The organism is Rhizohabitans arisaemae, assembly GCF_025996515.1.
In the GTDB taxonomy this organism is placed as follows: domain Bacteria; phylum Actinomycetota; class Actinomycetes; order Streptosporangiales; family Streptosporangiaceae; genus Rhizohabitans; species Rhizohabitans arisaemae.
Map to the genome: position 1 here is coordinate 563,160 of NZ_BLRH01000034.1, position 26,052 is coordinate 589,211.

The 26,052-nt window shown below is 71.2% G+C and carries 29 protein-coding genes and 1 pseudogene; 11 read left to right on the forward strand and 19 right to left on the reverse strand.

All coding sequences use genetic code 11. The features are described 5' to 3' along the window. Positions 1-90: 90 nt before the first annotated feature. A complete protein-coding gene (locus RUR_RS18120; protein ID WP_346349046.1) occupies positions 91-936 on the reverse strand; it encodes an NAD(P)-dependent oxidoreductase in 846 nt (281 codons plus the stop codon). Continuing rightward, positions 933-1,406 (reverse strand): RidA family protein, encoded by a 474-nt coding sequence (locus RUR_RS18125; RefSeq protein ID WP_283136256.1) that lies wholly within the window; start codon positions 1,404-1,406, stop codon positions 933-935. The genes RUR_RS18120 and RUR_RS18125 overlap by 4 nt, the downstream gene beginning before the upstream one ends. Positions 1,407-1,441: 35 nt before the next feature. Here RUR_RS18125 and RUR_RS18130 point away from each other — a divergent pair, with 35 nt between their 5' ends. Further along, on the forward strand, positions 1,442-2,350 hold the full coding sequence (locus RUR_RS18130; protein ID WP_283136257.1) for a LysR family transcriptional regulator: 909 nt from the start codon (positions 1,442-1,444) through the stop codon (positions 2,348-2,350). A gap of 12 nt (positions 2,351-2,362) precedes the next feature. Here RUR_RS18130 and RUR_RS18135 read toward each other — a convergent pair whose 3' ends face one another. Next, positions 2,363-2,539, reverse strand: a complete 177-nt coding sequence (locus RUR_RS18135; protein WP_283136258.1) for a hypothetical protein — start codon at positions 2,537-2,539, stop codon at positions 2,363-2,365. A gap of 135 nt (positions 2,540-2,674) precedes the next feature. On the opposite strand from RUR_RS18135, the gene RUR_RS18140 reads away from it, so the two are divergent. Further along, complete coding sequence (locus RUR_RS18140; RefSeq protein ID WP_283136259.1) at positions 2,675-3,835, forward strand: FAD-dependent monooxygenase; 1,161 nt, start codon at positions 2,675-2,677, stop codon at positions 3,833-3,835. A gap of 189 nt (positions 3,836-4,024) precedes the next feature. Here the strand turns inward: RUR_RS18140 and RUR_RS18145 are convergent. The 4 genes and pseudogenes from RUR_RS18145 to RUR_RS18160 form a co-directional block, all read right to left on the reverse strand. Next, positions 4,025-4,423, reverse strand: a pseudogene (locus tag RUR_RS18145) (SbtR family transcriptional regulator); the annotation flags it as partial. A gap of 4 nt (positions 4,424-4,427) precedes the next feature. Next, positions 4,428-5,588 carry a DegT/DnrJ/EryC1/StrS family aminotransferase gene (locus tag RUR_RS18150; RefSeq protein ID WP_283136260.1) on the reverse strand — a complete coding sequence of 387 codons (1,161 nt, stop codon included), beginning with the start codon at positions 5,586-5,588 and terminating at the stop codon, positions 4,428-4,430. Next, the gene (locus RUR_RS18155; RefSeq protein ID WP_283136261.1) at positions 5,585-6,331 is read right to left on the reverse strand and encodes an amidohydrolase family protein; all 747 of its coding nucleotides are present in this window, start codon (positions 6,329-6,331) and stop codon (positions 5,585-5,587) included. The genes RUR_RS18150 and RUR_RS18155 overlap by 4 nt, the downstream gene beginning before the upstream one ends. Further along, the gene (locus RUR_RS18160; protein ID WP_283136262.1) at positions 6,328-7,038 is read right to left on the reverse strand and encodes an amidohydrolase family protein; all 711 of its coding nucleotides are present in this window, start codon (positions 7,036-7,038) and stop codon (positions 6,328-6,330) included. The genes RUR_RS18155 and RUR_RS18160 overlap by 4 nt, the downstream gene beginning before the upstream one ends. Before the next feature lie 113 nt (positions 7,039-7,151). Here RUR_RS18160 and RUR_RS18165 point away from each other — a divergent pair, with 113 nt between their 5' ends. From RUR_RS18165 to RUR_RS18175, 3 genes are all read left to right on the forward strand, one after another. Further along, positions 7,152-7,904: an amidohydrolase family protein gene (locus tag RUR_RS18165; protein ID WP_283136263.1), complete on the forward strand. Its 753-nt coding sequence runs from the start codon at positions 7,152-7,154 to the stop codon at positions 7,902-7,904. Then, on the forward strand, positions 7,901-8,638 hold the full coding sequence (locus tag RUR_RS18170; protein WP_283136264.1) for an amidohydrolase family protein: 738 nt from the start codon (positions 7,901-7,903) through the stop codon (positions 8,636-8,638). The genes RUR_RS18165 and RUR_RS18170 overlap by 4 nt, the downstream gene beginning before the upstream one ends. Before the next feature lie 269 nt (positions 8,639-8,907). After that, complete coding sequence (locus RUR_RS18175) at positions 8,908-9,537, forward strand: maleylpyruvate isomerase family mycothiol-dependent enzyme (protein WP_346349057.1); 630 nt, start codon at positions 8,908-8,910, stop codon at positions 9,535-9,537. Positions 9,538-9,869: 332 nt separating this feature from the next. On the opposite strand, the gene RUR_RS18180 is transcribed toward RUR_RS18175, so the two are convergent. The 5 genes from RUR_RS18180 to RUR_RS18200 are packed head-to-tail and all read right to left on the reverse strand — an operon-like array spanning position 9,870 to position 15,106. Continuing rightward, positions 9,870-10,838 carry a dihydrodipicolinate synthase family protein gene (locus tag RUR_RS18180; protein ID WP_283136266.1) on the reverse strand — a complete coding sequence of 323 codons (969 nt, stop codon included), beginning with the start codon at positions 10,836-10,838 and terminating at the stop codon, positions 9,870-9,872. A 10-nt stretch (positions 10,839-10,848) separates the two neighbouring features. Then, positions 10,849-11,712, reverse strand: a complete 864-nt coding sequence (locus RUR_RS18185) for a carbohydrate ABC transporter permease (protein WP_283136267.1) — start codon at positions 11,710-11,712, stop codon at positions 10,849-10,851. Further along, on the reverse strand, positions 11,709-12,575 hold the full coding sequence (locus RUR_RS18190) for a carbohydrate ABC transporter permease (protein WP_283136268.1): 867 nt from the start codon (positions 12,573-12,575) through the stop codon (positions 11,709-11,711). The genes RUR_RS18185 and RUR_RS18190 overlap by 4 nt, the downstream gene beginning before the upstream one ends. Before the next feature lie 54 nt (positions 12,576-12,629). Further along, positions 12,630-13,880, reverse strand: a complete 1,251-nt coding sequence (locus RUR_RS18195) for a sugar ABC transporter substrate-binding protein (RefSeq protein WP_283136269.1) — start codon at positions 13,878-13,880, stop codon at positions 12,630-12,632. Between the two features lie 56 nt (positions 13,881-13,936). After that, a complete protein-coding gene (locus RUR_RS18200; protein WP_283136270.1) occupies positions 13,937-15,106 on the reverse strand; it encodes a DegT/DnrJ/EryC1/StrS family aminotransferase in 1,170 nt (389 codons plus the stop codon). Positions 15,107-15,169: 63 nt separating this feature from the next. On the opposite strand from RUR_RS18200, the gene RUR_RS18205 reads away from it, so the two are divergent. Continuing rightward, positions 15,170-16,375 (forward strand): hypothetical protein, encoded by a 1,206-nt coding sequence (locus RUR_RS18205; protein ID WP_283136271.1) that lies wholly within the window; start codon positions 15,170-15,172, stop codon positions 16,373-16,375. On the opposite strand, the gene RUR_RS18210 is transcribed toward RUR_RS18205, so the two are convergent. From RUR_RS18210 to RUR_RS18220, 3 genes are all read right to left on the reverse strand, one after another. Then, positions 16,372-17,433, reverse strand: a complete 1,062-nt coding sequence (locus RUR_RS18210; protein WP_283136272.1) for a dihydrodipicolinate synthase family protein — start codon at positions 17,431-17,433, stop codon at positions 16,372-16,374. The genes RUR_RS18205 and RUR_RS18210 overlap by 4 nt on opposite strands. Before the next feature lie 25 nt (positions 17,434-17,458). After that, positions 17,459-18,475: an NAD-dependent epimerase/dehydratase family protein gene (locus RUR_RS18215; protein WP_283136273.1), complete on the reverse strand. Its 1,017-nt coding sequence runs from the start codon at positions 18,473-18,475 to the stop codon at positions 17,459-17,461. Positions 18,476-18,561: 86 nt separating this feature from the next. Beyond that, positions 18,562-19,458: a Gfo/Idh/MocA family protein gene (locus RUR_RS18220; protein WP_283136274.1), complete on the reverse strand. Its 897-nt coding sequence runs from the start codon at positions 19,456-19,458 to the stop codon at positions 18,562-18,564. 249 nt (positions 19,459-19,707) lie between these two features. Between RUR_RS18220 and RUR_RS18225 the strand changes: the two genes are divergently transcribed. Further along, the gene (locus tag RUR_RS18225) at positions 19,708-20,184 is read left to right on the forward strand and encodes a fluoride efflux transporter FluC (RefSeq protein ID WP_283136275.1); all 477 of its coding nucleotides are present in this window, start codon (positions 19,708-19,710) and stop codon (positions 20,182-20,184) included. A gap of 70 nt (positions 20,185-20,254) precedes the next feature. After that, positions 20,255-20,617: a fluoride efflux transporter CrcB gene (gene crcB, locus RUR_RS18230; protein ID WP_283136276.1), complete on the forward strand. Its 363-nt coding sequence runs from the start codon at positions 20,255-20,257 to the stop codon at positions 20,615-20,617. Positions 20,618-20,880: 263 nt separating this feature from the next. On the opposite strand, the gene RUR_RS18235 is transcribed toward crcB, so the two are convergent. Together RUR_RS18235 and RUR_RS18240 are read right to left on the reverse strand one after the other, a co-directional pair. Then, a complete protein-coding gene (locus RUR_RS18235) occupies positions 20,881-21,633 on the reverse strand; it encodes an ABC transporter permease (protein ID WP_283136277.1) in 753 nt (250 codons plus the stop codon). Further along, complete coding sequence (locus RUR_RS18240; RefSeq protein WP_346349047.1) at positions 21,630-22,334, reverse strand: ABC transporter ATP-binding protein; 705 nt, start codon at positions 22,332-22,334, stop codon at positions 21,630-21,632. The genes RUR_RS18235 and RUR_RS18240 overlap by 4 nt, the downstream gene beginning before the upstream one ends. An 86-nt stretch (positions 22,335-22,420) precedes the next feature. On the opposite strand from RUR_RS18240, the gene RUR_RS18245 reads away from it, so the two are divergent. Both RUR_RS18245 and RUR_RS18250 read left to right on the forward strand, forming a co-directional pair. Continuing rightward, entirely contained in the window at positions 22,421-23,524 is a 1,104-nt protein-coding gene (locus tag RUR_RS18245; protein ID WP_283136278.1) for a sensor histidine kinase, read from the forward strand. After that, complete coding sequence (locus tag RUR_RS18250) at positions 23,521-24,153, forward strand: response regulator (RefSeq protein ID WP_283136279.1); 633 nt, start codon at positions 23,521-23,523, stop codon at positions 24,151-24,153. Before RUR_RS18245 ends, RUR_RS18250 begins: the two co-directional genes overlap by 4 nt. 250 nt (positions 24,154-24,403) lie before the next feature. Here the strand turns inward: RUR_RS18250 and RUR_RS18255 are convergent, their stop codons facing one another. Continuing rightward, entirely contained in the window at positions 24,404-24,994 is a 591-nt protein-coding gene (locus tag RUR_RS18255) for a hypothetical protein (protein WP_283136280.1), read from the reverse strand. 163 nt (positions 24,995-25,157) lie between these two features. Here RUR_RS18255 and RUR_RS18260 point away from each other — a divergent pair, with 163 nt between their 5' ends. Further along, complete coding sequence (locus RUR_RS18260; protein WP_283136281.1) at positions 25,158-25,367, forward strand: MBL fold metallo-hydrolase; 210 nt, start codon at positions 25,158-25,160, stop codon at positions 25,365-25,367. A gap of 124 nt (positions 25,368-25,491) precedes the next feature. Here the strand turns inward: RUR_RS18260 and RUR_RS18265 are convergent, their stop codons facing one another. After that, a complete protein-coding gene (locus RUR_RS18265; RefSeq protein WP_283137045.1) occupies positions 25,492-25,998 on the reverse strand; it encodes a GNAT family N-acetyltransferase in 507 nt (168 codons plus the stop codon). Between the last annotated feature and the right edge of the window lie 54 nt (positions 25,999-26,052).

The following is a 26,052-nucleotide window of genomic DNA, read 5'->3' on the forward strand; positions in this document are numbered from 1 at the left end:
TGGGGTTCCAGGCCTGCCTCTCGTCCCAGGTTTCGGAGGGGCCGACGCATTCGCCACCCCGCCAGGAGCAGGCCTGACCTACCCAAGGTTTCACCGCTTAGGTTCCCAAGAGCGGCCCATCACCGCGATGTCCAAGCTCCCGTCGAGCTCCGCGGCCCGCGCGACCAGGCGCGCCGCCGCATCTGCCGTGGTCAAGGGCTCGTCGACCGCGGCAATCGCCAGGGCCAAGTCCTTGGCCAGGGCGGCGACCGTGAAATCCGCCCCACCGTAGGTTCCTTGAGTCAAGCGGGCGCGTTTGCCGGCCGCCAAGGGACCGAGCACCCCCTCCTGGAGGATGTCCAGGACGTCCTCCCTGTCCAGGCCGAGGCCGGACCCGAGCCGGATCGCGTCATGCAGTGCCCCCACCGCGGTGCCGAGAGCGAGGTTCGCGACCAGTTTGAGCGATGAGGCACTGCCCACAGGCCCCACATGGCGACGTCCTCCGGCATGTGACCAGACCCGCAGCACGGACTCCGCGTCCCGCGCGTCCTGGTCTGCTCCGCCGGTGAGCACGTGCAGCGCGCCCTTTCGCACGGCGGGCACCGAGCCGATCACCGGAGCCTCCAGATAACGCAGGCCGGCGGCATTCGCGCCCTGGGCCAGGCGCCGGGATTCGTCCGGGGCGAGGGTGGTCGCATTGATGATCAGCGTCCCCGGGGCGGCGCCTGCCGTCACCCCGGTTTCGCCGAGGAGTACGGACTCCGCGGCCGGACCGTCGAAGACCACGAGAACCACGGCCTCCGCGCCACGTGCCGCGTCGGACGGAGTGGCGGCGATACGGGCATCGGCCACCTTTCTGGGGTTCCTGTTCCACACGGTGAGGTCGTGCCCGTCGACGGCAAGAGCCTCCGCTAAGGCTGTCCCCATCCTGCCCAGGCCACACACCGCCACCTTCACTGCGCGGTCTCCGGGATCAGGGCAAGCGCGTCCACCTCCAGCAGTAGCTCCGGGCGGAACAGAGCGGCCACCTGGACAGCGGTACTGGCCGGCGCGCGCTCGGTGTCGATGTACGCGTCACGTACGGCGCGGACCGCCGACAGATGGCCGACATCGGTCACGAAGTAGGTGAGCTTGACGACGTCGTCAAACGTGGCGTTTGCCGCCGTAAGGCAACTGCGCAGGTTGTCGAACACCTGCCGCGCCTGGGCGGCAGGATCCCCCGCTCCCACCACCTCCCCTTGCTCGTTCAGCGCCACCTGCCCGGACAGTACGACCAAACGGCCGGATCCGATGACCACATGGGTGTATCCCATCCCCGGCGCGACGCCATCCGGAGCGGTGATGTGTGTGAGCTTCGTGTCATTCACGACGGCATCCTCCTCCACCGTGCCGCCATCTGACCAACGCATATACAGCAGAGCAGCCATGCGTGAATGGAATGTCCAGGCTAGGGTGCTCAGTCGTGGACATCACCGCACTGCGCTCGTTCCGCGAGGCGTACCGACAAGGTTCGATCAGCGTTGCCGCCCAAATCCTCGGCTACACCCAGTCCGCGGTCTCCCGGCAGATCGCCGCACTGGAGACCCGCCTCGGGACACCGCTGCTCGAACGCCACGCACGCGGCGTACGACTCACATCCGCCGGAGAGGTGCTGCTGGAGCACGCTGCGGTGATCCTCCGGCGCGTCGAGCACGCGGAGCGGGACGTGATCGCCTCGCGCGAACAACCCGTCACCTACCTGAGGGTCGGCGGCGTTCCCAGCACTTCGGCCGGCCTCCTGCCACAGGCGCTGAACGTGTTCGCCACCGAACTACCGTCCGTGCGAGTCGCGTTCGCAGAGGACGTCACCCCACGCATGCTGCCCCGGCTGCTCGACGGAGAACTGGATGTCGCCGTCATCACGGACTACCCGCCCGGCATCCCGGCCTATGCGGGCCTTGCCCTGACGCATCTGCTCGACGAGGAGCTGATGTGTGCGCTGCCGGAGGATCATCCGCTGGCTCGGCGGGACGTGATCGACCTTGCCGATCTATCCCAGGACACCTGGGTGGAGGACTACGAGGGCGCGGCGTCCATACTCTCCCTGGCCTGTGCGCAGGCGGGTTTCACTCCTCGCATCGACATCCGATGCGGCAGCTGGCTCGGCAAGCAGGCATTCGTCGCGGCCGGCCATGGCGTGATGCTGGCACCCGGGCTGCTTGTACCGGCCCTTCGCCGGGACTTGGCCGTCCGCGCCTTGGTGAACCCGCCGCGCCGAAGCGTGTACGCCTCGGTCCGCCACCGGCCGGCATCGGCGACGGCGGCCGCAGATGCCTTTGTTCGTGCCCTGGCTCAGGTGGGCGCCGAGGTGGCCTCGATTCACCGGGCATGACGCACCCGCCCGTCACCCGACGTCGTCCGGGTTGCGGCGGGCGGCGACCGCCTGCCGGGTCTCCTCGGCGATCAGATCGGCGTTGATCTGGTCCACCGCGTCCGCACCCGCCGCCGCGGCCACGCCAACCTGGGCCATCGGATTGCCGAGTTCCTCAGCCTCGTCGGCAAACAGGGTGAACGCGCCCACGTGCGCGCCCGCCCCACGGCGAAACGGTAGCCGGGGCAACCCATTTCAATTCGCCGGAACCGGACCGGATCTTGGACCGGCCATTCACTCTCTATTCTCTACAACTAGTAGTACTACGAGAGATAGAGGGCTGGGATGCGTGTTCTCATAGTGGGGGCGGGGATTGCCGGGCTTGCGGCGGCCAAGGGGTTTCTCGCCGCAGGACACGAGGTGACCGTGCTCGAACGGGCGCCCGCCCTGCGGGAGACCGGCTGCGCGATCGTGCTCTGGAGCAACGGCACGACGGTGCTGGGCGATCTCGGCGTGCGGATGGACGGCGCGGGGCGGCGCATCGACGCCTTCGAGGTCCGCAGTGCCGGGGGACGCCGGATGGTGACGATGGACACCGGACGGATGGCGGCCCGGTTCGGCGCGCCGATGGTGGTGATCCCTCGCTACGTGCTGATCGCCCGGCTCGCCGAGGGACTGCCGGAGGAGATCTTCCGCTTCGGCGCCCGCTTCACCCGTCTCCACGACGACGGCCGAGGGGTGCGGGTGGAGACCGAGGACGGCACCGAGTACTCGGGCGACCTGCTGGTCGGCGCCGACGGCGTGAACTCCCCGGTAAGCGCGGCCCTCTTCGGCCCCGGATCGGGCACCCGGGGCACAGCCGCCCCGCCGACCGGCGTGGCCACCTGGCAGGGCCTGGTCCCCGCGCCCTTCGACCTCGGCTCCCGCGCCCTGTTGTTCCTCGGGCGCCTGGGGGGTTTCGGGATGGCCTCCGCGGGCGACGGCCTGCTGCAGTGGCTCATCGACTTCCGCCCGCGGCCGGGTGACGACCTCGCCTCCCCGGACCGTGCGCTGGCCGCCCTCCGGGCACGGTACGGCGGGTGGGCGTCGCCCATCCCCGAGTTGCTTGCGGCGCTGACGGAGAAGGACGTCGGGTTCTTTCCGCACCACCGGCACCCCGCGCCGCTCCGCTGGGGCCGGGGCCGGTGCACCCTGATCGGCGACGCGGCGCACGCGATGCCCCCCATGCTGGCCCAAGGCGCCGGTCAGGCCCTTGAGGACGTCGGGGCACTGCTGCGTGCCCTGGCGGGCAATGCGGATCCGGCCGCGGCGCTGCGCGCGTACGCGAAGAGCCGCGGGCGCCAGGCCGCACTGGCCTCCGCCGTGGCCGTCCGGGGCATCGCGACCTCCGGGCCGCGGGCCCTGTTCCAGAGCGAAGGCCTCCTGCGCGCCGCCCCTCCCCTGCCCGGCCGCCTGGCGACCTGGCTGGTCGGAAACTTGATAAAAGGGGTCAGCGACCGGCTTTGAGCCCGCCCTCCCCGTGAGAGGCTCCGGCCGATGAGCACCTTGGCCAGGGCTTCGCCCACGTCGGCCGCGCGTGCGGGGTCGTCCATGAGCATCCGCCGGCGCACCCGCACCACGCTCGCCGCGGCCTCCGCGGCCGCCGGGTACGGCTCGGTCTTCGCCCCGGCACCGGTGAGCGCGGCGACGGTCCGGTCAGCACGGTTGGCGCAGTCCGGCGACGAGGAGCTCGACCAGTTGACGTGCGTCATAGCGGGGGTCGCTGTCGGCGCCTATGCAGAGGTTTCCGACGCCGCGCATGAGTTGGTAGGCGTTGAGGCCGGCGCGGATCTCACCGGAGGCGGCGGCGGCGTCGAGGAGCTGGGTGCACACCGGCAGGAGGCGGTCGAGAAAGTAGGCGTGCAGCGTTTCGAAGCCGCCGTTGTCGGTCTGCAGTGCGGCCGCGAGGCCGTGCTTGGTGACCAGGAAGTCGACGAAGAGGTCGATCCACCGTCCCAGTGCGGCGTGCGGAGTCGGGCCGGCCGCCAGGAGGGTTGGACCGGCCTCGGCGCAGGCGTCGACCTGGTGGCGATAGACGGCGATTACGACGTGCGCGCCGTCACCGGGCGGCGCTGCGTCCCGCCAGGACCTTGGCCAGCGCCCGGCTCACGTCGGACGCACGGGCGGGATCGTCCATGAGCATCTGCTGGCGGACCCACACCACGCTCCGCGAAGCCTCCTCAGCCGCCGGGCACGGCTCGGCCCTCGCCCCGGCACCGGTGAGCGCGGCCATGGTGCCGAGCGGCGGGTAGCCGCCCTCCAGAGGCACGCCCTCGGCCGCCATCGCCGTCAGCAGGAACTCCCGCTCGACCGGGGCCTCCACCCGCAGCATCAGCAGGTGCCGCGAGTCACGGGTCGTACCTGTGGGCTGCGGCACCACGCTCACCGGCAGGTCACCGAGGTCGAGCGCGGCGACGAAGGCCTCGCGCCGGGCGATCTCCTTCTCCAGCCGGTCCAGCCACGGCAGCAGCAGCGCCGCCTGGATGTCGGTCATCCGCAGGTTCCAGCCGACCTCGGGGTGCCCGTACCAGGCGCCGCCCAGCCGTCTGCCCAGGTTGCAGGCCGACCAGACGGCGCCGTGCACGGCCTGATCGGCACACACGATCACACCGCCTTCGCCCGCGGTCATCGCCTTGCTCGCCTGGAAGCTGAACACCCCGGCGTCGCCGAGGCCTCCGACGGGCCGACCGCGGTAGGCGGCCCCGTGGGCTTGGGCGGCGTCTTCGACGACCTTCAGGCCGTGCCGGGCGGCGACGGCGGTGAGCGGGTCCATGTCCACCGGGCTGCCGGCCAGGTGTACCGGCATGACCGCCGCGGTCCGCCCCGTGATCGCCGCCTCGACCGCCCGCGCGGACAGGTGCAGGTCCCCCGGGTCGACGTCCACGATCACCGGAACGGCCCCGGCGAGCAGCACGGAGGTGGCCGAGGCGACGAAGGTGTACGCGGGGACGATCACTTCGTCGCCGGGTCCCACCCCCAGCCCGCGGAGGGCGGCGAACAGGCCGAGCGTGGCGTTGGCGACGGTGACGCCGTACGGGACGCCGGACCGGCGGGCGAACTCCTCGGCCAGTTCCGCGCAGCGTGTGCCCTGGGTGGCGCCCCACAGGCCGCTCTCCAGGACCTCGGTGACGAGTTTGCGCTGGGCGTCCGACAGCGGTGGCGGCCAGGAGGGCCAGGGATCGGTGCGTACGGGGGTGCCCCCGTCGACGGCGAGCTTCATAGGGGTGTTCCTCCGGGATTGCGGGCGAGGCGGGGGCCGAGGACACGGGCGAGGTTGCCCCCCTGGATGAGGGCCCGATCGGGTTCGGCGAGCGGGGCCAGCGCGACCCGGCCGAAGCCGATGCGCTGGTCCAGGAAGCAGGCGTCGCTGCCGAACACCACCCGCTCGGGACCCGCGAGGGCGGCGAGACGGGCGATCCACCTGCCGGTCATCTTGGATCCGCAGACCTCCAGCAGGACAGACGGGTGCTCGGCCACGGCCTCGGCGGCGCGGCGGAAGCCGTACGGCCAGAGCCCGGTGTGTCCCATGAGCAGTGGGACCTGCGGATGGCGGGCCGCGACGACGGCGAATTGCTCCGGTGAGCTCCACGGCGAGTCGGTCTGGCCGTGCGCGAGCACGGGCAGGCCCAGCTTCCACACCGGCTCGTACAGCGGGTCGTCCAGGCGGCACAGGTGCACGTCTGGATGGAGTTTGACGCCCCAGACGCCCGGACCGTCGGTCGGCGGGGTGCGATGGTGGGGGTTGTAGACCTGCCAGACGCCGAACCTGCCGGGGTGGGCGGCGGCGACCGCGAGGGCACGGCGGTTGCCTTCGACGGCGTCGGGCCCGAGGCCGAGCAGATGGCTGATGCCGGTGGCGGCGATGCCGGTGGAGTCCATGGTGGCGATCAGGCCCTCGGCGGAGGGATCGGGGATGAGGAAGTCGGGCCAGCTGCCGATGTGGCCGTGCGCGTCGAGGATCACAGCAGTCCCTCCAGCGATCCGGCGGCGATCAGATCGACCTCGTCCTGGCCGAGGGAGAGATGGTCAAGCAGGTAGCGCGGGCCGCAGTCGTCGACGAGTGGTGCCCCGGTGCCGAACACCAGGCGGGACGCGCCGAACCGCTCGGCAAGCCACTCCACGCCGCCCTGGGTGTTGACGGTGCCGATCTCCAGCCACAGACCGGGGATCTCGGTCATCAGCTCGGCGATCGCGCGCAGACGCCTGTACCCGGGGTTCAGCAGCAGGATGCGCAGGTCCGGCAGGCTCCGGGCGAGGGTGAGCAGCCCGCCCGGCGAGGTCTCCTCGAAATCGATCGCGACGGGCAGGCCGAGCACGGCCAACCAGCGCAGCGAGACCGGGCCGGTCAGCTCCCAGCGGTGGCGTTCGGGACAGAGCCGGACCAGGCGCACGCCCCAGTCCCGCACCTCATCCGGGCTCGCGGGAGCGCAGGCCCCCGGGACGCCCGGCACCACCACGGGCACCGGGACCAGGCGGGGGTCGCCGAGCTTCAGCAGCGCTTCGTTGCCCGCCTGCGGGTCGGCGTAGAGGCTGAGGGTGTGCGTCACGTACGCCCGCTCTACGCCCAGCCGGTCCAGCTCGGCCCGGGGGTCTTCGGGGAAGTCGTCGAACGGCACCGGCCCGACAAGCCGGTGCGCGTCGGCAATCCTGCTCGGCTTATATTTCGGCACAGACCGAAATTTAGTCAAGAGCCAAAGTAGGCGTCAAGGGAGCGGCAAGCCCTTGTGGTTGCCTGGATCCAGCAATTATGGTCATGGCCGGTATCTCAAGGGAAGGCTTACGCATGACGCCCTTCGACACCCGGCACCTGATCGGCGACCTGGTGGTGACACTCGACGTGGACGTCCTTGCCGGAGCCTATCCGGACCGTGACCTCCCTCCGGACCCCGCGCCGGTCGTCCTGGCCCGGCACGGCGTCGCCGCGGCCGCGACGGCGGGCCTGCGCGCCGCGCTCTTCGACATGGTCTCGGGCAACGACGAGGTCCTGGCCTCGGCGCCCGGGAATTGGGTGGCGGTGGTACCCGTCGGAAGCCTTGACCTGCGCGACCCCCTGGGTGCGGTACGCGAGATGGAACGCCTGGCCGCCCTGGGCGTACGGGGGGTCCGCCTCTTCCCCGACGAACAGGGCGTCGAAGCGGACTTCCCCTCGGTCCGCCACGTGGCCCGGCGGGCCGCCGTACTCGGCCTGACCGTGCTCACCGGAGGTGACGTACGCCGCTTCTGGCGGCCGTTCACCGGCCTCGGCCTGCGGGTCGTCTTCCTGGACACCCACTTCTACCACCTCGGCGACTTCCTGGTGGCGGCCGCCGACGAGCCCGGCTTCCACACCTCGACCCGGCTGCTCAACTCCCCCGACGCGCTGGAGACCGCGGTCGGCGAGATCGGCCCCGAACGCCTGCTCTTCGGTTCCCGCTCCCCGTACTACGAGCCGCTCGTCCCCCTGCTGCGCCTGGCCACCGGCGGCCTGAAGCCCGACGAGACGGCGCTGGTCGCCGGAGGCAACGCCCGCCGCCTGCTCCTCGGAGAACCCGCATGATCATCGATGTGCACGCGCACCAGGGCCCGTGGTTCTTCACCATGGACGTCGCCGCGCTGACCGTCGCCGCCATGGACCGCTACGGAATCGACCTGGCGGTCGTCTCGGGCACCGAGGCCGTGATCTACGACGCCTCGGCGGGCAACCGCTCCCTCGCCGCCTTCCTGGGCTCCGGGGCGCCCGGCTCCGAGCGGCTGTACGGGTATGTGACCGTCAATCCGCGCCGCCTGGCCGCCGCCGAACGCGACCTGGACGCCTACCTGCCCACCGGCCGGTTCGTCGGGGCGAAGATCCACACTGACTACACCGGCTCCCCGATCGGCTCCCCGTGGATGCGCGAGGCGCTGACCCTGGTGGCGGCGGCGGGCGTGCCGGCGCTGGTGCACACCTGGGGCACCTCGGTGCTCGACCTGGCCCGGGTCTGCCGGGATATCCCGGGCCTGCGCGTGATCGCCGGGCATATGGGCGCGGACGGATACCGGCACGCCGTCGAGGCCGCCCGCACCTGCGACCGCCTCTACCTGGAGCCCTGCTGGTCGCACTTCCCCGCCGGGCGCATCGCGGAGGTCGCCGCCGCCGTGGACCCGGGCCGACTGCTGTTCGGCACCGACTCCACGCTCATCGACCCGGCCTCCGCGTTCGGCTCGGTGGCGGCGGCCGGGCTGACCGGCGACGCGGCGGACCGTCTGGCCTGGCGTAACGCCGCCGACCTCTTCCGCCTGCCGATCGGCTGAACGACTCCGGCCGTGCCAAGAAGGGTTATGTCGGGCGAAGCGGCGATCCTCATCCCCCGTGACGGGCACGGTCTTCGCCGCGACGAACGCCGCTCCCATCATCGTCGGCGGACTGGCGAGAAGCGTCGCTCGTGAGCGACGATTTCGCCCCCTGGCGGGAGTCCTCACTTTCGACCGTCTTTTACCGACCTGACGCGAGGACTCCTGTGACCGATGAGAAGTGGCTGTCTGACAAGACCGATCCGGCGCCGAAGGCACAGGGCCGTCGCGTGGCCGGCCTCTGGCCGCTGGTGCATGCCGAGCGGGCGGCCCTGGCGGGCGACCTGGTGGATCTGGCCGACGAGCGGTGGGCGACGCCGTCGCTGTGTGCCGGGTTGACCGTGCGGGAGGTGCTGGCGCACCTCACCGCAGGGGCGAGCCTCAACGGTGTGCGGTGGCTGGCGGGGGTGATCCGCTGCCGGTTCGACTTCGACAAGCAGGTCGCCATGCGGCTGGCCGAGCAGTTGGGCACGACCGCGGCCGAGACGCATGACAGGTTCCGCCGCGTCGTCACGAGCACCACCAAACCGCCTCTCCCCGTCATCGCGATGCTGGGTGAGACGATCGTGCACGCCGAGGACATCCGGCGACCGCTGGGCATTCGCCATGAGTACCCGATCGAGACCCTCACCCGGGTCGCCGAGTACTACCAGGGCTCGGACATGGTCGTCGCCGCCAGGAGACGGATCGCCGGCCTGCGACTCGTCGCCGTCGACGGCCCCTTCACCACGGGCTCCGGGCCGCTGGTGTCCGGCACCACCCTGGCATTGGTGATGGCCACGACCGGACGCTCGGTGTACTGCGATCAACTTGACGGCGACGGCGCCGAAATCCTGCGCGATCGGCGCGACATGAAGTGACCGGAGGTTCGAATCCAGCCCAGCCGGCTGTCCCGTTGCCTCAAGACCGGTGCCCGCTGCGGACACCGGCGCCGGCGACACCCACCCCTGCAGGCAGCACCACGACAGGAACTCCCCGACCGTCCCCATGATCGCGTTCACCGCCCGCACCGACGGCACCGCCTGCGAGGTCACCTGGACCCGCCTCCGCCGATCGCAGTCTGCCCTCATCCGGTACGGGCTGCGCCGGATCGCCGCGCGGCGTCCGGTCCGGCGCCCGGGCACGCCGCAGGCCGCAACGCTCACGCGGCGGCCCGTACCGGCTGCGATCGTCCAGCCAAGCCGCGGACGGGTCAGGCCTCGGCGAGAACGCTCCGTTCCAGCGCCCGTCCGTCCTCCCCCGCCGCCGGGCCGAAGAGGTCGACGGCGTGGGTGTGCGGGATGCGCCCCTCGGCGGCGGCCAGCCAGAGCATGCGCTGGACGTAGCCCTCCATCGGCGCGGTGAACGTCGCCGCGGCCAGCCGGTCCAGCCGCGCCGACGCCTGCTCGAACTCCCGCAGCTCGTTCCCGGCGAAGGCGCGCATCACCGCACGGGTGACGCCGACCCGCGCCGCCGCGATCCCGACCAGGGCGGCCTCGGCCCCCCACAGCAGGGAGGGCCCGAACATCCGGTCCTCGCCCGTGATCGCCAGCCGTCCCGCGTCCCGGGTGATCCGGATCGCCTCCTGGCAGCCCATCGCGTCCGAGAGCAGCGCCGTCTTCAGTCCCGCCACCCCGGGATGGCGGACGATCTCGCGCAGCAGGGCGGGCGGGCAGGGCCGGGTGTAGAGGTCAAAGGCGATCATGGGGAGGCCCGAGCCGCGCCAGACGGCGTCGTGGACGGCGAGCCGGTCCTGGGCGGAGGGGAAGACCAGCACGCCTGCGGCGCCGAGCTCGGCCGCGGTCCTGGCCTCGGCCACGGCCCGTTCCACCGGGTCCGCGGGCGCCTCCGGCCCGGCCGGTCGCGCCGTGTCCGCGGTGAGGGTCACCGGGTGCGGCGCTCCGGCACCGGGTGCGCCGCCGATCCCGACCAGCACGGGAACGCCCAGGGCGACGGCACGCTCGATCACGGCGGCCCGCACCGGCGGGGGCAGGAAGGGACCCCGGCCGGTGTGGGCGAGTACCGCGAGCCCGTCGGCGCCGTCGTCGAGCAGGCCGCGAAAGTAGGCCGTCACGACGTCGAGGTCCACCTCGCCGGAGGCCGTCATGGGAGTGGCCGCCGCGGCGAGAAGAGTGCCGTGCAGCCGATCCCGCAGCTGCGCGGCAGGTGTTGATATTTCCATCCAAAGGACTCTATTTGAGTCCGGTCATCGAGATGCTGTTCACCAGATAGCGCTGCAGCAGCGCGAAGACCAGCAGGCAGGGCAGCACCGACAGCGCGGCGGAGCCCATGAGGTGGGCCAGCGGCGCTCCCTCCGTACGCAACGAGGCCAGCCCCACGGTGAGCGTGCGCACCTCGTCCGACTGGGCCATGACGAGCGGCCAGAGGAAGTCGTTCCAGTGCCACAGGAACACGAACACCCCGAGGGTGGCCAGGATCGGTTTGGTCAGCGGGAGGACGATCTGCCAGTAGATGCGCCACTCGGAGGCCCCGTCGACCTTGGCCGCCTCGAACAACTCGTCGGGCAGGTCGCGGATGAACTGCCGCATGAGGAAGACCGCCTGGGAGTTGGCGAGCGTCGGGACGATCAGCCCCCAGAAGGTGTCCACCCCGCCGAGCTGGGAGACGAGGACGAACATGGGGATCAGTGTCGCCTGGAACGGCACCATGAACGTGGCGAGGAACGCCCACATCATCGCGTCGCGTCCCGGAAAGCGCTTCTTGGCGAAGGCGTACCCCGCCATGGACGCGGTGAGCAGAATGATCACCACGGAGACCACCGAGTAGATCACCGTGTTGACGGTCCAGCCGAGGAACCCGGAGGCCGACAGCAGGTCCGTGATGGTCTTCAGGGACAGCGACTCCGGCCACTGCACCGGCAGGGTCGGGCTGCCCGGCGGCGACAGCGCGACCACGAACATCACGACGAACGGGCTCACCGTGATGGCCGACACCAGGGCGAGCAGCACCCACAGGGGCCACCGGAAGGGTTTGCGCCGAGGCTTGGCCGACGGCTTCGCCTTCGTGGTGGCGGGCCGGGTGGCGGTGAGCGTCATGCGTTTCCCCGATCGAGCAGGCGGCGCTGGATCAGCGACACGACGAGCACGAGGGCGAAGAGCACGACGCCGAACGTGGCCGCGTAGCCGAGGTTGGAGAATTTGAAGCCCTGGTCGTACAGACCGTAGATGAGCGTGTAACTCGCGCGTGCCGGGCCGCCACCGGTCATCACGTAGATCGTGTCGAAGGTCTGGAAGGCACCGATCGTCTCGATGACCAGCACGAAGAACAAAGCGGGCTTGAGGAGTGGGAGGGTGATCCGGCGGAACCGCTGCCACGGTCCCGCCCCGTCCACCGTGGCCGCCTCCAGGTAGGAGGCCGGGATCGCCTTGAGCCCGGCCAGCAGGATCAGCATGGAGTACCCGAAACCCTTCCACACCGACACCACGGCCAGCGCGGGAAGGACGAGGGCGGAGTCCTCCAGGAAACCGATGGGGCCGACGTCGAGTTTCCCCAGCAACCCGTTGATCAGCCCGTCGAACTCGTAGATCCACCGCCAGATCACACCGGCCATCACGAAGCTGGTGACGTACGGCAGGAAGAGCATGCCCCGGAAGAACCCGCGCATGAAGACGACCGCGTTGAGCAGAAGCGCGGTGGCGAGCGCGGCGACCACGGTGAGGGGCACGTAGATCGCCACGTAGAGCAGCGTGATCCACAGGCTGTCCCAGAACTTCGGGTCGTCGAACAGCCGGGCGTAGTTCTCCGCGCCGATGAAGTTCCACTCCCCGCCGAGGCTCATGTCGGTCAGGCTCATCGCCCCCGCGCCCAGCGAGGGCACGAACCTGAACACCAGGAAGAGCACCAGCATGGGCAGGACGAACAACAGACCCGTTATCGGATCCCGCATGCGCTGTCGCACGGCTTCACGCCTTTCGCACGTGACGGTCCCCCGCCGGGGAGGGGGCGGACCGCATCAGCCGCTGCCGGCCAGCAGGGCGTTGGCCTCCTTGGCCGCGTCGTCGAGCGCCGTCTTGGCGTCCTTCTTGCCGAGGAGGGCCGCCTGAAGTTCCGGCGCGACCAGCGCCATCACCTGGCGGGCCATCGGGTGGGTGTCACCCGGGAAGGCGAACTCCAGCGACTTGGCGAACTCCTGGACGGCCGGGGAGGCACCGGGCACCGTCACGTCGTCGCGGGCGGGGAAGAAGCCGGACTCCTTGGCCAGCTCGGCCGCGACCTCGGGTGAGGACAGGAAGGCGGCGACCTTCTTGGCGGCGTCGGGCTGCGGCGAGTGCTTGGCCAGCACCAGCCCGCCGGGGATGCCGAAGGCGACCTTCTTCCCGCTCTCCAGCGGCAGGCCGACGCCGACGTTCTCCGCGCCGATCGCCGCACCCAGCTGGACGGCCTGCAGCGCGGTGGCCGCGTGGTAGACGGCCGTCTTGCCGGCGGCCAGCGTCCCGCCCTCGATGTCGTTCTTCTTGGTCGCCGTGTTCCCCGGCAGGCCGCCCGCCTTCTGCAGGTCGAGCAGGAACTGCAGGGCCTCGACTCCCTCAGGAGCGTTGAAGGCGACGGTCTTGCCGTCGGCGGCGAACACCGAGCCGCCGTTGCCCCACAGCAGCGGGTAGAAGCTCTGGTTCAGGCTGACCTCGGGGGCTCCGGGGTAATCCAGGATCGCGATCTTCTTGGCGGCGAGCTTGGGCGCGGCGGCCTTGAACGCCTCCCAGGTCTGGGGGAACTCGGTCACGCCCACGTCGGTGAACAGCTTCTTGTTGTAGATCGGCGCGGTGATGGTCTGGTAGATCGGGACGCCGTACAGCTTGCCGTCCACCGTCAGCGCGGTCAGGGAGTTAGGCAGGAACGAGGTCTTGGCGGGGGCCACCACGTCGTCCACCGGGACCAGGGTTCCCTGCTGGGCGTACTGGGGGATCTGGTCGGGGCCGAGCACGACCAGGTCGAACCCCTTCTTGGAGGCGAGCGCCGTGGTGATCTTCTCCTGGCGTCCGTCCCAGGGCTGCTGATCGATCGTGAGGTCGATCGTGCCGTTCGCGGCCTCGAAATCCTTCTCCACCTTGGTCCAGAACGCCTGGCTCTTGGCCTGATCTCCGATGACGGGATACATCCACAGCGTCACCGAGCTCTTGTCCGTCCCCGAACCGGCGTCGGCGCCGCATCCGGCGAGTGCGGCTCCCAGGACGGCTGTGAGGCCGACGAGCATCGCTCTTCTCATCGGGACCTGCCTTTCATGTCTTAATAGCGGTCCAGACCGAAATCTAGCCATCGGAATCAAGAAGGGTCAATGCCCGATACCTGAACGTGACGGCGGAACCCGTCGGCGATGGCGGTCACATGCCCGGCGGTGTAGTTCTCGTTCACCTCGACGATCAGCAACGTCTCGTCGATCAGGCGCTGTGCTTGAGGGCAGTCCGCAGGTGGCCCCGACAGGGGAAACCTGGACGTACCGTATATCGGCCCATCCCACAGAGGCGCCCGGTTGAGCGGTTCGGCGAGGTACCCGGACCGGACCGGAATCCCGTCGGCGGCCAGCTTGGCGGCGAGCTCGGGGGCTCCCCCGCCCGGCAGGACGATCGGGAAGTACCACCAGGCGTGCCCGCGGGGGTCGGGGAGCGCGAGCCCGGGCAGACCGGCCAACTCCGCCCGCAGCCGCAGCGCCCACCGCCGCCGCGCGGCCACCACCCCGGGCAGCTTGGCGAGCTGGCACCGGGCCACGGCGGCCTGCAACTCGGTCATCCGGTAGTTGAGCCCGAAGCTCAGGTGGTGCCGTCCGCCGGCCCGGTCCCAGCCCTTGTCGGCGAAGAGCCGCATCGCCTGGGCCGGCGCGTCGTCGTCGGTGATCACCAGGCCGCCGTCGCCGCAGGTGATGTGCTTCCACTGCTGCAGGCTGAAGCAGCCGACCTCGCCGATCCGGCCCACCGGCCGTCCGTCGGGCAGCTCCCCCAGCCACGCCTGCGCGCAGTCCTCGATCAGGGTGAGGCCGTGCTCGTCGGCGATCGCCCGCAGCTCGTCCAGGGCGGCCGGCGCGCCGAACAGGTGGACCGCCATGATCGCCCTGGTACGCGGGGTGATCGCGGCCCGTACGGCCTCCGGGTCGAGATTCCCGGAAAGCGGGTCTACGTCGGCGAAGACAGGAACCGCGTTCTGCGCCAAGATGGGGGCCACGGTTCCGAAGTCGGTCACGGGTGTGGTGACGATCTCGTCTCCGGGGTCGGGCGCGGCCGCCACGACCGCGAGATGCAGTGCGGCGGTACCCGAGGAGCACGCCACGGCGTGCCGGGCACCGTACAGCGCCGCCATCTCACGTTCGAGCGCCTTGGCCTCGGTCCCCCACACCGAGTTGAGCATCCCCGAGCGGATCACCCGCTCGACGGCGGCCACCTCCTCGTCGCCGAGAGTCCGGCCGGTCGTGTCCGCGGCACTGGGGAAGTTCGGAGTCAACGTAGCACCTCGCACGGGATAGAGTGATAGCGGTCTTGACCGTAATTTAGCCGGGAGGCTTCATTGGGGATCCTCGTCGGGGTCGTCGGCCCCCACGACCTCGTCGACGACGTGGCGGCCGTCTGTGAGGAACAACCGGGTGTGAAGACCTTGCGGCTCGACTACGACCACGAGTCGCAGGCGCCCACCATCGTCGAGGCGCACGCCGGATCGGTGGAGGGCTGGCTGTTCACCGGCATCGTGCCGCACATGCTCGCCTACGAGGCCGACGTCCTGACCCGCCCCGCGGCGTTCGTCGACTACTCGGGCGCCACCCTGCTCAGCGCCCTGGTCGGGCTGCAGCATCAGGGCCACGACGTCACCCGCCTGTCCGTCGACACCCTGTCGAGCGCCGACGTGACCGTCACCTTCACCGAGGCGGGCCTGCCCACAGACCGGCTGCGGGTCCTCCCCTGGCGCAGCGGCCTGACCTCGAAGACGGCCGTCGCCTTCCACCGCCGCGGCGGCGAGCACGCTGTGATCACCTGTCTGAGCTCGGTGCACGAGGCGCTGCGGGACACCCTCCCGGTGCTGCGCCTGGTCCCGTCCGCGCACTCGGTCCGCGTCGCCCTGCGCCAGCTCCGGCTCTCCGCCGAGGGCCAAGCGCAGGAGGACGCGCAAATCGCGCTGGGCCTGATCGAGCTGGACGGTGAGGAGGGCCTGATGCGCGAGGCCACCGCGCTGGGCGGCACCCTCGCCGCCTTCCGCGGCGGCACCCACCTGCTCGTCACCACCCGCGGCCCGCTGCACGAGGCCACCGGCGGCTTCACCTGCCTGCCCATGCTGGCACGGCTGTCCGCCTACAGCCAGGTCGTCCGCGCCGGGTTCGGCCTGGGCCGCAGCGCCGCCGAAGCCGAAAGCCTGGCCCGCCGCGCGCTGGCCAGGGCCCGGCGGATCGGCGACCGGGCCGCGGTGCTGTCGCTGCGGGCCGACACCGACGTGGTGCTGGAGTCGGCCGGAGCACCCCCGGCCAGCGAGACGAACCTGCCCGTGCTGGCTCGCCGGGTGGGCCTGTCGGTGTCGACCCTGGAGAAACTGCTGGAGGCGCGGGAGACGGTGGGCGACCGGCCGCTGACCACCCGCGAGATCGCCGATCGGCTCACGGTGCAGATGCGCACCGCCCGCCGGATGCTGTACCGCCTGGAGCTGGCCGGGCTCGCCGAACGCACCGGCAACCTGACCAGCGGGTCCAGCGGGCGACCGCTGACCCTCTACCGCCTGACCATCTAGCGCAGCCACCGGTCCAGGCCTTCGGCGACGAACTCGTCGTCGCGTAGCCACGGATAGGCCGCCCAGATCCGGTCGATCTCGGCGAGCTGGCCCGGGGAGAGCTCCTCCTCGGGGTCCAGGCACCAGCGCCCGGCCAGCAGCCCCTGACGGCGCAGGATCTCGTGGATGCCGGGGATGCAGCCGCCGAAGCCGTTCGCGGCGTCGAAGATGGCCGCGTTGGCGTCGGTCAGATGCCCGTCCAGGGTGAGCAGCCTGCGCACCGCGGCGTCGTCCCCGCCCCGCGCCCGCCGGGCCTCGTCGAGCAGCTCGACCGCCCGCCGTACCCACACCGCCCACTGGCCGAGCAGCCCGCCGACGAACTCGACGTCCACCTCCTGGCCGTCCACGACGACCCGATGCGAGGTGATCAGGTCCGACAGGATGTGGTCGTCGTTGCCGGTGTAGAGGGCCACCTCGCCCACGCGCCCGGCCCTGACCACGCCGTGCAGAACGTCCAGCGTCCGATACCGGTTGAACGGGGCGACCTTGATGCCGACGACCGAGTCGACGGAGGCCAGGCGCGTCCAGTAGTCACGGGTCAGCGTCCGGCCGCCGACGGCCGGCTGCAGATAGAAACCGACGACCGGCAGCACCTCCCCCACCGCGCGGGTCCGCTCGATGAGGCCGTCCTCGTCCAGCCGGGAATGCGGGCTCAGCAGGACCATGTGATAGCCGAGCGAGGCCGCCAGCTCCGCCTCCGCCACCGCCTGCGCGGTGCTTCCGGTCACCCCCGCCACCAGGGCCACCTCGCGCTCGTAGCCCCGGGCGGTTTCGGCGGCCAGCTCCAGGACGGCGGGGAGCAGGTCGGTGCCGTGGATCGCGAACTGGGTGGTGTGCACCCCGACGGCCAGACCGCCCGCCCCCGCCTCGATGTAGTAGCTGGTCAGGGCCCGCTGCCGCCGCTCGTCGAGCCGCCGGTCCTCGGTCAGCGCCAGCGGGTGCGCCGGGATGACCGTTCCCCTGCGGAACAGGTCGTGGACGGAGCCGTGCCTCTCAGGTGCCGTGCTCAGCACGTGCATTCCCCTTTCCCCCGCGTCGACGCGGTCAGAACGCGCCGTCACGGCGCTCGAACTTGGTCGGTTTGCCCAGCAACGGTCCCCCGTCGCCCACCCAGCGGGCGGTGTGCTCGACCAGCTCGGCGAGCGTCAGTCCGGGGTACCCGAACAGGCCGTGGCAGCGCGAGGCGTTGGACAGCAGCGCCGTGGGCGCCTCCTCGCCGGTGAAGACCGGCTCCCGGCCCAGCAGGGAGCCCAGTTCCGTCGCCACCTGCCGTACCGAGACCAGCTCGGGTCCGGTCACGTTGAGCACGTACGGCGGTGCGGAGGCCAGCAGCAGCGCGCGGAGCGTCACCTCGTTGGCGTAGCCCTGCCAGACCACGTTGACCTGGCCGGTGGTCAGGTCGATCGGCTGCCCGGCGAGGATCTTCTGTGCCAGGTCGACCAGCACGCCGTACCGCATCTCGACGGCGTAGTTGAGCCGGATGAGCGCCGTGGGCGTGCCGTGCTTCTCGGCGAAGTAGGTGAACACGCGCTCGCGGCCCAGGCAGCTCATGGCGTAGTCGCCGACCGGCCCGGTGGGCGATCCCTCGGCGGACCCGCCGGAGGTGACCGGGACGAGCGGGTAGACGTTGCCGGTGGACAGCGCGGCGATCCGGCTGCCTGCGAAACGGTCGGCCACCCGCCCGGGCAGGTAGGCGTTGGTGAACCAGGTGGCGTGTTCGCGCCCGTCGGTGCCGAACTTGGCGCCGACCAGGAAGACCACGTTGGGCACGTCGGGCAGTTTTTGCAGCGCCGCCTCGTCGGCGAGGTCGGCCGCCACCACCGTGGCCCCTTCGTCGCTCAGCCGCCGCGCCAGACCGGGCTCGGAGAAGCGCGACACCGCGATGACGCGTTTGCCGCCACCGGCCGCTTTGATCCCGTTGAGTGCGAGGCGGACGAGGCTCGGGCCCAGCTTGCCCCCGGCGCCCAGCACCAGGATGTCGCCGTCGATCTTGGCCAGGTCCTCGACCAGTCCGTCGCGAGGTCGCGACAGGTGGTCTTCCAGCTCGGCGGTTGTGCGCACGCGGGACTCCCTCACTCTTATTTACGGTCCAGACCGTAACCGGAGCGAGTTTGGGCTGTCAACGTCGGCGGAGGACCGGCGGGGCCTTAGGGACATGCCTCCCGGGCCGCGATCAGCGTGCCCAGCACCGCGCGGGTCTGCTCCCACGGCACCGGGCTCGGGGCGCCGCCCACCATGGCCAGGAACGCCTCCACGGTCCCCCGGTAGCCAAGGCCGAGCAGGAAGTCGCCGCCCGGGGTGATCACGGCTTCCCGGGTGCCGGACCGCGTGTGCACGGCGACCGTGTAGGACTCCTCGTCGGTCACCCCGAGCACCTCCACGGTGCCGGTGACCCCGTTCTCCCAGGCCAGCGCCATGACCCCGGTGTCCTCGGAGTTGAGGGCGGTGTAGGACCGGATCGCGGCGGCCGCCCCGGCCAGCCGCACGGCGGGCCCGAGCAGCGCAACCAGCAGCTCCACCCCGTGCACCCCCATCGTCACCATCGTGCCGCCGCCCACCGCCGGGTCGTCCTGCCACGGGTTGTGGCCGGCGGCCCACAGCCCCACGTCGTGCCGGACGGTGGCCCGTACCGAGAGCACCTCCCCCGGGTCCTGGCCGCCCAAGGCGGTGAAGGCCGGGGCGAAACGCAGCACCGAGGTGGAGAGCACCAGGTGGGGCGCCGTGCGGGCCACCGCGTCGACGGCGGCGAGCTGGGCGGCGGTCGCGGCGGCCGGCTTGTTCACAAAACACGGCAGACCCGCCGCCAGCACCGGCTTGAGCGCCGCGGCGACCTCCGGATTGGGCACCGTCAGCACCACCCCGTCCGGCCGGGCGGCGAGCAGCTCATCCGGGCCGGCCGCGACCTGGGCCTTGGGGTGCTCCTCGACGAAACGCGCCAGCCGGGCGGAATCCTCCTCCCACACCACGAGGTCGGCGTGCGAGGCGAGGCTGCGGGCGTCGGTGTACGGATGGCTGGTGGCGAGCCCGGCGATGGCGATGAGCACGGTCTTCTCCCGATCAATGAGGGGGGTACCGACCGTACACCTCACCTGAAAGCGGGCAGCCGACTACGGGAACCGGCCTTTGGCGATTCGACGTGGAAGGGGGCCTGACGCCACCGGTAGAGTGGGCGGTCAGGGCCTCGTCCACGCGACGTGGTCCTGAGGCGGTGGGGCCCGCCACCCCGGGCGACGGGGAAACCGCGGTGAGCGCCGCCAACGGTCCCTGCCAGAGTTCTGGTGGGGAGGATATCCGTGCACGAGCCCGTCGCGCCTGTCGACTCAGACGTCCGTGTCCCGGCCATAGGCGCCGAGCCGCGGCCTCGGGCCTGGCCCGTACTGGCGGCGATCTCCGCCGGCGGCGCGCTGGGTGCGCTGACCCGCCATTCGATCTCAACGGCCCTGCCGCACGCCCCCGCCGGGTTTCCCTGGTCGACGTTCCTGATCAACGTGTCGGGCTGCCTGCTGATCGGCGTGCTCATGACGTCGGCCGACCGGCTGTGGGCGGGACGCCGGCTACTGCGCCCGTTCTGGGGGGTCGGGGTACTGGGCGGCTACACCACCTTCTCCACCTACGTCATGGACATCCACTCCGCCATGCAGGCCGGCGCGCCGGGAGTCGCACTGCTCTCCACGGCCGCCACACCGGCCGCCGCGCTGCCGGCGGTCTGGGCGGGCGTGTCCGTGGCCGATGCGGTCCTCACGTGGGCGCGGCGGCGGAGGCACGGGTGACACGTCGCGGACCCGCACGGCGGCTGAGGGTTTTCCCGGGCGTCCGCACGCCGGGGAAGGCGGGTGCCCGATGACGGTGCTGTGGGTGGCTCTGGGTGCGGCGATCGGCGCCCCGCTGCGCTACCTGATCGATCGCCTCGTGCGATCCCGGCACGATTCGGTGTTCCCCTGGGGCACCCTGACGGTCAACCTGGCCGGGTCCTTTGTCCTGGGCGTGCTGACGGGCCTGCCCGGCGGCACGGCATGGTCGGCGGTGGTCGGCACCGGGTTCTGCGGCGCGCTGACCACCTACTCCACCTTCGGCTATGAGACGCTGCGCCTGATCCAGGACGGCGCTCGCTTCTCCGCGCTGGTCAACGTCGTCGCCGGCGTCCTGGCCGGGCTGGGCGCCGGCCTGACGGGGCTTCTCGTGGCGCAGGCCCTCACCGCCTGACCGGCGGGCGCATCGTTTCCGGCCCGCGATCGTCGATCCACCGTGCCGGAGGTGGAGTCACGTGCTCCGTGACCCCGAGACCCAGGTCGGTGTACGGCCCAGGCCTTCAGGGCGGCGGGGCGACCGGACCGGCGCAGCCCGTACCGCCCTGAAGGTCGTGCGATGAATCCGGCCGACCCGGCGCCGGTTCCGCGTCCGTGGCGTCCGCCTCGCCCTCCGCCGGCCACAGCGCGTACATACCGGCGGGAGGCCGCCCGCCTCCGTCAGGGCCGGCCGGCGGACCGCCTCCCGGTGAACACCCCGATCAGGAGCGGGATCACGGCCCACCCGGCGAGCACGGTGAACGCCGTCCACGTCGGCATGATGTCGGGGACCTGCTCGATCAGCTGGAGAGCCGGATACGTCGGCAGGAACCGGTTGACCACGTCGCCCCAGGAGAACATGTTTGCGACGAACGGCAGCATGAGCACGATGCCCACCAGCGCCGCGGTCGCCACGGCTCCGTTGCGCAGGACCATGCCCAGGGCCAGTCCGAGCAGCGTGGTCACCACGATCATGAGCGTTCCTCCGGCGATGACCGTCCACGCTCCGGCGGGCAGGAACGAGGGCTGGAACTCCGCGGCCACGAACCGCCCGTAGAGGTAGCCCGGAACCGCGATGAGCAGCGAGCCGACCACCGCCACCCCACTCAGCACGGCCGCCTTGGCCGTCAGCACCCGCGCTCTGGACGGTGTGGCGACGAAGGTCATGTCGATCATGCCGGACGTGTGCTCGCCGCTGATCGCCATCGTTCCCAGCATGCCGAGCGGCAGCTGCGCCAGGATCACCCCCACGTAGACGGCCACGACGACTCCCATGGCCGCGTGGTCGCCGGTGCGGTCCGGCGCCCAGCGTGAGATGACGGTGGCGGCGCCCAGCACGGTGAGCGCGAGCGAGGTCAGCACGCCGATACCCACCGCCCACCAGGTCGAACGGAGCGTCCGCAGCTTGATCCACTCGGCGGCGATCGCGTTCACCGCGCACTCCCTTCAATGATCTCCATGAACACGTCCTCCAGTGAGGCGTCCGGCCGCACCAAATCCGTGATCTTCGCGTCGGCGAGCAACCGGCCCCGGCCGATGACGATCAGATGGTCGGCCGTGACCGCCATCTCGTGCATCAGGTGGCTCGACACCAGGACGGTACGGCCTTCGGCGGCGAGCGACTTGAGCAGACCGCGCATCCAGCGGATTCCTTCGGGATCGAGCCCGTTGACCGGCTCGTCGAGCAGAAGCACCTCAGGGTCGCCGAGCAGGGCCGCGGCAAGTCCGAGCCGCTGTTTCATGCCCAGGGAGAAGCCGCCGACGCGCTTGTGTCCCACGTCGCCGAGCCCGACAAGCTCAAGCAGCCCGGGGATGCGACCGCGTGAGATCCCGTTGGAGCGGGCCAGCCACCCCAGGTGCTGCTTCGCGAGCCGCCCCCCTTGCACCGCGGTCGCGTCCAGCAGCGCACCGACCTGGGTGAGCGGCCTCCTGAGTTCCCGGTAGGGCACGCCGTGCACCGTGGCGCGTCCGGCGGTGGGCCGGTCCAGGCCGAGGATCAGCCGCATGGTCGTGGTCTTTCCCGCGCCGTTCGCGCCGAGGAAACCGGTGATCATCCCGGGTGAGACCGTGAAGGACAGGTCGTCCACGGCGCATGTCTGTTTGAAGCGTCTGGTGAGTCCGATGACTTCGATCACGCCTTCACGGTCGGCCACGCCCGTCCCGTCCCGCATCGGTCTTGAGACCGATTCACCTCGCCGGGTCGCACGGTTAGATTCGTGCCGTGCGCGAACAGATCCGTCTCCCCCTGCTGAGCCGGGTACCGGCCTGGGCTTGGGTGACGGTCGACACCGGAATCGCCCTCGTGTTCGCGGCCGCCTTCACGGGACTCGCCTCGTCGAGAAACCCGGCGGCGCCCGATCTGTTCGACTACGGGTCGGCCCTGGCCGTCAGCCTCCCCATAGCGGTCAGGCGGCTGTGGCCGCGCACGGTGTTCTTGATCGTCCTGATCGGCGGGCTCGGCATGCGCCAGTTCCTCGTCCCGCACGCCGACCCGCTCTGCCTGCCACTCGCGCTGTACACGCTGGCCACGCGGGGCAGAGCCGGCTTCGCGCTGCTCGCGGCCGCCGGGGTCTCCGCGCAAGGCGTGCTGGAGCTGCCGGTGACCGGCACGGTACGCGATCATCTCGGATTGGTCCTGGCGATCCTGCTCGCCTCCTGGGCCGCCGGCACGGCCGTACGCCAGCGCAGGCTCCACACCGAACAGCTCGCCGCGCAGGCGGAGGAGCGGGCACGGACGGAGGCCATGGCGGAGCGGTTGCGGATCGCGAGGGAGTTGCACGACGTCATCGGCCACACGCTCAGTACGATCACCGTGCAGGCGGGCGTGGCGGGGCATGTGGGTGAGGCGGCGGAGATGCGCCGCACCCTGGCCTCCATCGAGGAGACCGGCAGATCGGCGCTGCGCGAGACCAGACGGCTGCTCGGAGTGCTCCGCGAGGACGGCGAGGCCGAGCTCACTCCAGCCCCCGACCTGGCCGATCTCGACGCGCTCATCGCCCGGACCAGGATGGCGGGCCTGGAGGTGGAGCTGAGAACAGACGGTGAGGTGGAGGGGGAGATGGAGCTGACGGTCTACCGGATCGTTCAGGAGGCGCTGACCAACGTGCTCAAACACGCAGGAGCCCGCCACGTCCTGGTGCGGATCGCACGGCAGGAGGACAGACTGATCGTGGAGGTCGCCGACGACGGCACGAACGGCCAGGTGAAGCCGTACGGACACGGGCTGACCGGGCTGCGCGAGCGGGTGCACCTCTTCGGCGGCGAGTTCGAAGCGGGTGCCCGCCCGGTGCGTGGTTTCCGCGTCATGGCCACACTGCCGCTGTGATCAGGGTGTTGGTCGCCGACGACCAGGCGCTCATCAGGGCCGGCTTCCGCCGGTTGATCGACAGCACGCCGGGGTTCCACGGCGTCGGCGAGGCCGCGACGGGCGCGCAGGCGGTGATCGCGGCCGCTCGCCACCGTCCCGACCTGGTGCTCATGGACGTGCGCATGCCGGAGATGGACGGCATCGAGGCCACACGCCGCATCTGCGCCGGCCGCCCGGGGACCCGCGTGCTCATCGTGACCACGTTCGATCTGGATGAGTACGTCTACGGAGCGCTGCGGGCGGGCGCCGCGGGTTTCCTGCTCAAGGACACTCCACCCGCCGAACTGCTGAGGAGCATGACGGTCGTCGCATCCGGCGAGTCGCTGCTGGCGCCGACCGCCACACGGCGGTTGATCCGGCGGTTCGTGCACCCGTCGCCACCGGCCCGCTGCCTGGACATCACCGAACGGGAACGCGAGGTCCTCATCCTGGTCGCCAGAGGCCTGTCCAACGCGGAGATCGCCGGGAGCCTGTACATCAGCCTCGGCACCGTGAAGACGCATGTGAGCAACCTGCTGACCAAGCTCGACGTCCGCACCCGCGTCCACCTGGTCATCGCCGCCTATGAGTCACATCTCATCACCTGACAGGCGGCGATCGGCGCCGGCTATTCCTCCCTGCCCGGCCGGCGGCATGTGGTGCCGCTGAAACCGCTGATCGGCATCGGAGGGTTCACCTACGACGGCCCCGGCAACCCCGCCGCGTCCGAGACCCGCGACGTACCGCCCGGCCCCGCATGAGCAGCCGTTCCCGTCGAAGCGACGCCCGGCGCGGGACCAGGATGTCACCACCGGCGGAAAGCCTGCCCGTGGCGGCCTCGGCCGGGCCGGAAGAGACTCACCACGTGATGACCACCACGATCCCCCGGTCCGTCGCGGCCGCTTCGGCGATCCAGTCCCGCTGCGTGTCCATCGCCGGTGAAGCGGACTCGAAGTCGGGAGTGTACCGGTCGCCGGCCATCTCCGGGATGACGATGCCCTCGGCGACCTCGGAGAAGGCGTCCCACGGCACCGCCTCGGCGCGTGCGTGTGCGAGACGCACCGTCTCGGGGCGCATCGCGTAGAAGACAGCGGAATCGGCGGCAACCCCGGAGTCCTCCCTGAGATCGTCGGGCGGCTCCCCGCCGTACACCATGTCCAGGAACGCGGACACCGGCGTGCGGACATCCGCCGGCAGGCGCGGGCGCAGCAACGTGTAGTACCGGCCGGCGGCGACAAACGTGAAGCCACCCCGGTACGTCCGCTCCACCGCATAGGACAGCAACCGCTCGGGCGGCTCGGGGGTCGGCTGACGGGCGGCCTGCGCGGCCAAGAACGCATCGTTGTACGCGGCGTTGGCCTCCCGGTAGAAGTCCAGGCCCCGCGCCACCCGGACGTCGGCCACCATCGGCTCCCACTTCGTGATCAGCGCGAAGACATCGGTACCCATCGGCGTAGGTTACGAGATCGCCCGGTGCGCCACCACAGACCAGGCCCGCCGACGAAGATGCTCCGATGAGCCGGACCGTGCACTCGGTGCCCAATGCCGGCGTACGGCTCACAGCGGGCGAGCGGGTGTCGCGTACACCGGTGACTCCGGTCCGAGCCCCGATGTGGCGGACCTGGCTCGCGGCGCTCACCTGCTCCTGGCCGAGGCCACCTACGTGGATTGGGTGCCGGAGGACTCGCGGCGCCACCTGTCCGGCGCCCGCCAGGCAGGCCGGCAGGCCAGGGAAGCCGACACCGGGCACCTGGTGCTCACGCACCTGCAGCCGGGCACAGACCCCTCAGCCGCGCACTCCGCCGCCGGAATACGGCGGTGAGATCGGCGTCGCCGTATCCGGCCTGGTCATCGATCTTCCCTGACCAAGGCGTCCGGTGACGCCGTCGAAACGGGGTGGATCCGCGGCGCCCGGGATGGTGCCCGGGCGCCGCAGCCCGTTCAGGTCAGACGCCGAAGGCGGCCGGGTAGCGGATGAGGCCGGTGGGAACCGGGACGGCCGGGTCCAGGGTGAGGGCCATCATCGCCTCGTCTGGTACGTCGAAGGGTGGGCGGATGCCGAACCCGGACGCCGGGACGAACCCGAACCGGGGGTAGTACTCGGGGTGCCCGAGGACGAGGACGAGGTTCTCCCCCATGTCCCGGGCGGCGGCCAGGGCGGTGCGGATGGCGGCGGAGCCGGCTCCCTGCTTCTGGTAGGCGGGGAGCACCGCGCACGGGCCGAGGGCGAGGGCCGGCTCGCCGTCGACGTGACAGCGGCTGAGCAGCGCGTACCCGGCGACGGTGCCGTCCTCGGCCGCCGCCACGACGGACAGCCCGTCGATCCAGGCCGCCCGGTCGGCGCGCAGGGCTTCGACGAGGTCGGCCTCCAGCGCGGTGGGGAAGGCCGCCAGATTGACGGCGCGGATGGCGTCGATGTCGCCGGGGGTCTCCGGGCGGGTGGTCCAGGTCATGGTGGTCCGTTCGTCTACGGGAACAGGGGCGGGATGGAGGACGTAGCCGGCGTA

Coding starts and splice junctions, on each gene's coding strand:
- RUR_RS18125 (WP_283136256.1), bottom strand. CDS start 1,406: ATGGCTGCTCTGCTGTATATGCGTTGGTCAGATGGCGGCACGGTGGAG.
- RUR_RS18140 (WP_283136259.1), top strand. CDS start 2,675: ATGCGTGTTCTCATAGTGGGGGCGGGGATTGCCGGGCTTGCGGCGGCC.
- RUR_RS18150 (WP_283136260.1), bottom strand. CDS start 5,588: ATGAAGCTCGCCGTCGACGGGGGCACCCCCGTACGCACCGATCCCTGG.
- RUR_RS18165 (WP_283136263.1), top strand. CDS start 7,152: ATGACGCCCTTCGACACCCGGCACCTGATCGGCGACCTGGTGGTGACA.
- RUR_RS18170 (WP_283136264.1), top strand. CDS start 7,901: ATGATCATCGATGTGCACGCGCACCAGGGCCCGTGGTTCTTCACCATG.
- RUR_RS18180 (WP_283136266.1), bottom strand. CDS start 10,838: ATGGAAATATCAACACCTGCCGCGCAGCTGCGGGATCGGCTGCACGGC.
- RUR_RS18185 (WP_283136267.1), bottom strand. CDS start 11,712: ATGACGCTCACCGCCACCCGGCCCGCCACCACGAAGGCGAAGCCGTCG.
- RUR_RS18195 (WP_283136269.1), bottom strand. CDS start 13,880: ATGAGAAGAGCGATGCTCGTCGGCCTCACAGCCGTCCTGGGAGCCGCA.
- RUR_RS18210 (WP_283136272.1), bottom strand. CDS start 17,433: ATGCACGTGCTGAGCACGGCACCTGAGAGGCACGGCTCCGTCCACGAC.
- crcB (WP_283136276.1), top strand. CDS start 20,255: ATGACGGTGCTGTGGGTGGCTCTGGGTGCGGCGATCGGCGCCCCGCTG.
- RUR_RS18255 (WP_283136280.1), bottom strand. CDS start 24,994: ATGGGTACCGATGTCTTCGCGCTGATCACGAAGTGGGAGCCGATGGTG.
- RUR_RS18265 (WP_283137045.1), bottom strand. CDS start 25,998: ATGACCTGGACCACCCGCCCGGAGACCCCCGGCGACATCGACGCCATC.